This is a genomic window from Flavobacterium sp. ASW18X (genome assembly GCF_005144745.1).
Lineage (GTDB): Bacteria > Bacteroidota > Bacteroidia > Flavobacteriales > Flavobacteriaceae > Croceivirga.
Window position 1 is genome coordinate 1 of the sequence record NZ_SWKK01000040.1, and the last position, 7,995, is coordinate 7,995.

Sequence of the window (7,995 nt, forward strand, 5' to 3'; positions counted from 1 at the left end):
TCCAATACAAGACTATATTGGTATTAGAAAAAGACCAAACGGTTAGCGGCGAGGGTACGGATGGGTATCAAAAGCGGGTAGATGAGTTTTTGGCTTATCCTAACCCTACCACCGGTAATTTCACAGTAGAAGTAGGGCTAACAGAGGTAGCCAACGTATCGGTTAAGGTATTCAACCTAGCCAACAACCGTGTTATAGCAGCAGAGAAAGTAGGGGGAGAAGATTATTACCAAATAGCAATGGATATCAGCTCTGAACCCGCAGGCATATACGCTGTACTCATAGAAACCCCATATGGAAAATACCTAAGAAAAGTGATTAAAACATAACAATTATGAACAGTCAATAGTCTAATTTATAATTTCATTCCAAAATGTTAAATTCCTAAAGTATTTAGTTATTCATCGAAAACTTTCGATGACTGTTAAAGTTATGTTTAAATTTAATGCGGAAAATTTATTTAATGGGTATACATCTGTGGCCCGAGTCAACTAGATGTTAAATTAATTTTTTCAATAGATTATAAAAAATATTTATACGAAACGGTAAGAAAATCAGTTATTGTATAAGCCTCAAACAACTAACGTATGACCAACAAACTACACTACGCCTTAGGGTTCGTTTTTGTGTTTATTTCTAGTTTTGTCTTAAACGCAACAGTTATTAAAAGTGGTAGTGGAAAAGATTCTACAGTTACAGCTTCTAAAGTTGAAAAGAAAAATCATACAATTACACCACAAGTTGTAAGAACATTTCCAGAGGTAGATACGCAACTAGAGCAACAGCTAACTTCATTTTCTTTGAATTATGCTTCTAGTGAACCAGAATTTAATCCGGCATATTTAGAAGAACATTTTGGGAGGAATCCCAAAACAGATACATTGATTGCAAAAGCCTATAGTTTGTTCAAAACCGTAGAAGGTTTAGGAAGTTTTGTCGATAAAATTACGGGAAAGGAATTATTAAAGCTCCCTATTGGTATGCGTAAGAGAGATTCTACAGGAAATACGGTAACCCTAGCAATTTCAGAAGTAGAATTTACGCCTCAACACGCCATTTTAAAAGCTTATGCTAAATTAGAAATACCAGAAAAAGGCAGTAATAACGCAAAGAAAGAACTGATTTTTGGGGCTGAAAATATCACCTTAACACATGATGGAGGTTTAGCTGGAGATATGAGGCTTGTTTTGCTAGGTGATGTGGGTATACCTATAAATGGTGATCAGTGGTTAATAACCCTTAAGGGGAATATCGATTTAGAAAATGATGGAGCCTTTTCTGATGATAGTTACGTAGAGTTTGATTGTGATGGATTGAAAGGAATAGGATTAAAGGGAGATGTGAGAGTATCGAGACAGGTTTTAAAACCATTAAATTCTAATGGAACACCAAAATGTACTAATGTCAATGAATTGGACTTTTTTACACCTAGTTCCGTAAGTAGAGATTGTTATGTAGGGTCTTCGTTTGATATTAAAACATCGGGATGGAATGATATTTTTTTGGAGGTAGATTTAGATCCTTTTGAGGTGGTTGGGCTAGATGGCTGGGGTTTTTATACCAAGAATGTGGTATTAGATTTAAGTGATACGCGAGGGTCTACCAAAATGAATTTACCCAAGGAATATGAAGCGATTTATGGAGGTGCAGACCTAAAATTATGGAGGGGTTTTTATGCAGAAGAAATAAGTGTGATGTTGCCTCAAGGGATAGAAGATAAAAATGCATCTAACGGGAGGGTAAGTTTTGGCGCTACTAATTTGATTTTAGACAGTCAAGGTATTTCTGGGACTTTTTTCGGTGAGAATATATTAACTGCTGGTAACGGTGCTGCTGGGGATTGGGCTTTTACTATAGAAGATGTTTCTTTATCACTTTTAGCAAATAATGTGCAAGGTGGCTCAATGGGCGGGGATATTTCGGTTCCCATTTTAAAACAACCAATGGATTATAATGGTTATATACATCAAAATGGTTACGGTTTGCAAGTTAGTTTGACAGAGGCTTATAGTGCTCCTGTATTTATGGGAGAGTTGAATTTAGCTCCTAACAGTAGCGTAGCTATAGATGTATTAGAAGGTAAAGTATATCCTTATGCCAATCTTACAGGTACTATGGGTATAACAGGTAACTTAAATGATACCCCAGAAACTGTAGAACAACGTGCGGAAGACAATAAATCTGAAACAACAAGTAGCGAAACAAAAGAAGAAGAAGAAAGTGGAGCTATTAATTTTAGAGGCATAGTTTTTGAAGAATTAGAATTGCAAACACAACCAGGGACAAAAAAGATTCAGGCTAAGAAGTTTGGTTTTGAAGGTAATCTCAATTTGATGAATTTTCCTGCCACAATTAGCAATTTAAGTTTGATTACTCCTGGGAAACAAGTCGGTTTAGAATTTGATTTAACTGTAAATTTGGATGGGTCGGGTGCTGGTGCAACAACTAAATTGGCTATTCTAGGGAATACAGAGGAGAATGGCAAAGCTTGGAAATTTGATGAAGTAAAACTATCTGCAATAGAAATTGACTATAAAAAAAGCGGTATTGCTTTAAAGGGTGGTCTCGAGATTATGAAAGATGACCCTGTGTATGGTAATGGTTTCAAAGGTTTGTTAATGGCAGATATAGAAAAGCTAAGTTTCAATGCTAACGGAAAAGCGATTTTTGGAGCTAAAGACTTTCGGTATTGGAGTGTAGATATCTGGACAACTAAAAATGGTAATACGCAATCTAAAAACAAACTTCTTATAGATTCTTTTGTTGGCGGTATTTCCAATAAAATGAGAAAAGTTTCTGATAACAGTGGTTTCAGTCCTGAAAACTCTGTTTATGAGCCTGATAGTGAAACTGGATTAGGTATTAGAGCCGGCGTTCAAATTAATTCAAAAAACTCAGGTACTTTCTCAGGTAGAGCCTATTTAGATATGGAGTTTAATACACATGGAGGATTAAATAGAATTGGGTTTATTGGAGAAGGAGCTTTCATGGGTAATAATGATTACGTAAAGGAAACAGGAGACACTGCAGCCTTAGCAGAAACATTAAAGGAAGTAGATGAAAAAATAAAAGAAGATTCAACTCAAATTAACCAGTTAAAGGAAGATGGTAATTATATGGAAGCTTCTAAAGAAGCGATTCCATTAAGTTCTGTGGCAAGCTCAGGTAAAGTTGGGGTGTATGTTGGTATAGAAAAAGATTTTGTCAATGACACCTTTGATGGTGAATTTGAATTGTATATAGATTTGCCTGGTTTACGTGGTGGTGGACAAAACAATATGGCAGGTTATGCAAAAATTCATACAAGTCCAACAGATTGGTATGTTTATATAGGTACACCGCAAAAACGTATTTCTTTAATCTTTGATGTAAAAATGACGGAAATTGAGGTTGGTGGTTATTTTATGACCGGAACTCAGTTGCCAAGTCAATTAGATCCACATCCAAGAGTTGTTCAAATTCTTGGGAGAGATATGTTAAACAATAATAGACAAGAAAACCAACTACAAGCGGGTAGAGGTTTTGCTTTTGGTTTGAATTTTGCCTACCGAAAATCATTTACTGGCGGACTATTTTACGCATCAATAGAGGCTGGAGCAGGATTTGATGTTATGCATGCTTTTTATCCAGATGCACAATGTGTTGGTCGTCCAGGACCAGTTGGTAATAACGGCTGGTATTCTATGGGGCAGGTGTATGCTTATATCTATGGAGAATTTGGTATAGACGTCAATCTTTTATTTGTAAAAGGAAAATTTAAAATTGGCGAAGCTGGTATTGCCGCTATGTTAAGAGGACAATTTCCTAATCCAGTATATATTCAAGGGTATGTGGGGATGTATTACAATATTCTTGGAGGGTTGGTTAAAGGTAGAATGCGTTTAAAAGTAGAAATGGGAGAGGAATGCCAACTTTCTAATATTGCAGAAGGAGTAGGGGTCCCAATAATATCAGATGTTCAACCTAACAACGGTGCAGATGATGTTTCTGTCTTTGCTGCTCCGCAAGCGGTCTTTAATTATGCTATTAATGAGGAAGTAACAGTAGACTTAGCAGAAGGGCAAAAAACTTTTCGTATTCATTTAGATACTTTTAAAGTAACGCATCTGGGTCAAGAAATCGATGGTGTAACAGAATGGAACGATTCTAAAGATGCAATAACCTTTAAACCAGAGGAAACCTTACCTTCTAAAGAAGATATCAAGGTGTTAGTAGAAGTGTCGTTTGAAGAACGCGTAAATGGTGCATTTAGACCCTTATTAGAAAATGGCAGCCCAGTTAAGGAAAAGAAAGAAATTGTTTTTCAGACAGACGAAGCACCAGACCACATTCCTTTCGAAAATATAGAATACATCTACCCTGTTGTGGACCAAGGACAATTTTATCCAGAAGAATATAAAACGGGTTATCTAAAGATGATTACCACACAAGATTATTTGTTCCAAGGAGAATATGAGATGAGAGCAGAATTTATTGCCAACGGGCAAGGTATAAGAACAGATTTATCTTATGATAGAGCCAATAAATTGGTATTCTTCGATATTCCAGATATGGATTTAGAAAGTGACTATGAAGTAAGTATCATCGCTTTTCCTCCAGGAGCCAATATAGAAACAGAAATTGTTGTAGAAGAATCTGAAGTATACTCAGAAGAGGATGCAGGAGATACAGCTTGGTACAATCCAGATTCAGATACTCAAGAGAATAAAAATGTGGGCAGTAGTGTTGTGGTAAGTAATAAAAAGGCTGCTAATGTTAAAATATCTAACGGAGCTCCAAAACCAATACTTACCTATAATTTTCATACAAGTCAACATTCTAGTTTTGGTGATAAAATAAGTGATTTAGAAATAACAAATAACATTACTAATTACATCGTAGCAGATGTGCACAGTTTAAGTATTAAGGTTGCCAATTATGAGTATTTAGATGCGTTAGAGATTTTTGGGGGTAGGTATACCAATTCGCAACCTCTAGTTTATGCGCAAGCAAAACTAACAGACAATTATTTTAATAATGTAATCGAGCCTTTAGTTTATAATGAATACCCTTTAAATGGAAACATTTATGTGGATAGAGGTGAACAATCAGCAGAAGTATTAGGTGTACCTCCCGTACGGTCATTTTACATTAGTACTAATTACATTGCTAATCTAGAGGAGAACCCTAATTCTTCATGGGTAAAAAATAGAATACCGTTTGTGTATAATTTACCAATGCAATACAAAATAGATTTTGCACATTTTAGAAATACTATTGCAAATAGGTATGAACCAGGTTCAGCTGGGTATAACCAATACAGTTACTTAATGCAAGTTTTTCCGGCTATGCCATTTGGTACGTATAAAGCAGAATTAATCTATAGAACCCCAGGCAATCGCTATCAAAAGGGGTATACCATCAGATACAAAAACGATTAAAAGCTATGTACAGTAAAATACTTACATATTTAATTTTACCTATAATTCTTGGGTTTACCCAGTTAACCATTGGTCAAGAACTTACTGATACCGCCAATCCTTCGGTAAAAGTTATTGCACGGTCTTTAGAAGACAAAGTGCTTTTGCGTTGGGCCGTAGATCAACCTTATGCGTGGAAGAAAGCTAATGAATCTGGTTTCTTAATAGAACGCATTACAATAGAAAGTAAAGGTCTTGCTCTAGATAACGGTCCTAGGATAATTTTAACAACCCAACCATTAAAACCTGCTCCATTAGAGGCCTGGGAAAATTTGGCCACGCAAAATCAGAATGCCGCGATTTTAGCGCAAGCATTATACGGTCAAAGTTTTAATGCTACGCCCCCAGGCAATAGTACCATGACCATGATTTATACCATTAATGAAGAGTTGGAGCAAAGACATACGTTTGCTTTATTAGCGGCAGAACAAAGCTGGGATGCCGCCAAGTTAGCAGGTTGGGCATTTGAAGACACTTCTATAATAAAGGGTGAAAAGTACATCTACAGCGTTAAGGTGGCTCCAACAGATGAAGAAGCAATAAGGATTGATAAATCTGCAGTGGTAGCTGGTACACCTTTTTATGAGGCATTACCTAAACCTATAGAACTATCTGCCGTTTTTGGAGATGGTGTGGCTAACATAACATGGGACTTTAATTTGCTAAAGCATATTTATTCGAGCTACAATTTGGAGCGCTCTGTTAACGGTAATCCTTTTGAGCAAGTTAATACATCGCCCATATTTAATGCGCAGCAAGGGGCAGATGGTCAAAGTGCAGCTTTGTTCTATCAAGACTCCATTACTAACGGTAAATCGTATAAGTATAGAGTAAAAGGTTTCACGGCTTTTGGAGAAGTAGGTCCATATTCAGAAGAAGTAGGGGGTACGCCTAAAGAACGATTAGCATTTACCCCTAGAATTTCTAGGAAAAAAATCTTAGATCCCAATAGAGTAGAATTACAATGGGAGTACAATGAAAAAGGAAACGAAGCCATTCAAAGTTTTTATTTGAGCAGAAGCAATAAAGACGATGGCGTTTATTATAAAGTAGTAGAAAACATCCCTGTTAATCAAAGAAAAATCACCTATACAGGGCTAAAGGCAATAAATTATTTTAGGATTACGGCTGTTGGTAAAAATGGAATAGAGAGTGAATCCTATTCTTCCATGGTGCAACCAATAGATAGTACACCACCTGCGCCACCAGTAAACATAATGGCCAAAATAGATACTACTGGCGTAGTAACTTTAGAATGGAATAGAAATACAGAAGTAGATTTGGCTGGTTATCGGGTGTATAGAAATACCTCCAAAACGGCAGAATTTTCTATGGTAAGTCCAGCGTTGATAAAAGATAATCGTTTTACTGATACGATTACCATCAAAACCTTGAATACCAAGATGTATTATAAGGTAACGGCAGAAGACCAAAGATATAATACTTCAGAATTTTCTAAGGTATTTGCTTTAAATATTCCCGATGTTTTACCTCCTTCTCCTCCTGTAATAAAATCGTTTGCAAATAATGCGGAAGGTGTAGCAATTACTTGGGTACCAAGTAGTAGTAAAGATGTAAAAGCGCATATTCTATTTAAAAAGGAGACCCAAAGCAAAGAATGGTTACAGCTCAAAGTATTGGAAAGCGATACCACTTTTATGGATGAGAATACGGTAGCTGGTACGTTTGCTTATACGGTTATTGCAAAAGACAGCACCGGATTAGAAAGTACCCCAGCTAAACCCATAATTGTAAAGCGTAAGGGACAAACAACTACAGAAAAAGCGATGAATTTAACGGCAGTGCCTAATAGAGAGCTCAGGTTTATAGCCATCCAATGGCGTATAAAAAATGAAGACATAAGCGAGTACCGCTTGTACAAAAGTGTTAACAGTGGACCTTTGCGGTTGTACCGAACGCTAGATAAAGAAAGCAATGGCTTAAATGATGTGGATATCTCTGTGAATACGCTATATGGTTATGGCATTCAAGGAGTCAGTAGGTTAGGTGTAATGACGCCTATTAAGAAAATTCAAGTAAAATATTAGGATGAAGTATTTAAAGTCCGTACTATTCTTTTTTCTATTATGCAATTCAGTATTCGGCCAGGGTACATTGTACGTTGGGCAAAGTGAAAGACTTAATTTTAACATAGAGCCAAATCAATGCAGATTTGACGATTACAGATATAGATATAATATAGGATTTGAAATAGGTGAATATAGTATTGCCGCAACTAATATATTATTAGAATTAACTTTTGAAGAGGGATATAATGATGACCCAGGTTATGGTTGTAACGGACGCTGTGGTCAATTTAAATGGTATCCTGCCCTAGATCGAACTACAACTCTCAATTATTTTGAAAATATACTCATGAATTATGAAGGTTCTTATCCTGTGACTTGCTCTGAGGTAGAGGATAATTTCCCACTCAACTATAACGCCATTTTCATGCCCGATATGGAAGTCGTTAGCGATGTAAATACTTGTGGTCCCTTATTTGAAGAAATAAACACACCAAAGCCAAATTTTC

At 36.3% G+C, this 7,995-nt stretch carries 4 protein-coding genes; all 4 read left to right on the forward strand.

All coding sequences use genetic code 11. The annotated features are described in order from the left end of the window. The coding region (locus tag FBT53_RS15815) for a T9SS type A sorting domain-containing protein (RefSeq protein WP_136952163.1) at positions 1-329 on the forward strand (329 nt) is incomplete at its 5' end. A 258-nt stretch (positions 330-587) separates the two neighbouring features. After that, entirely contained in the window at positions 588-5,420 is a 4,833-nt protein-coding gene (locus FBT53_RS15820) for a hypothetical protein (RefSeq protein WP_136952164.1), read from the forward strand. Between the two features lie 5 nt (positions 5,421-5,425). Further along, positions 5,426-7,507 carry a fibronectin type III domain-containing protein gene (locus tag FBT53_RS15825; protein ID WP_136952165.1) on the forward strand — a complete coding sequence of 694 codons (2,082 nt, stop codon included), beginning with the start codon at positions 5,426-5,428 and terminating at the stop codon, positions 7,505-7,507. Between the two features lies 1 nt (position 7,508). After that, a partial coding sequence (locus FBT53_RS15830) for a hypothetical protein (protein ID WP_136952166.1) occupies positions 7,509-7,995 on the forward strand: 487 nt, incomplete at its 3' end.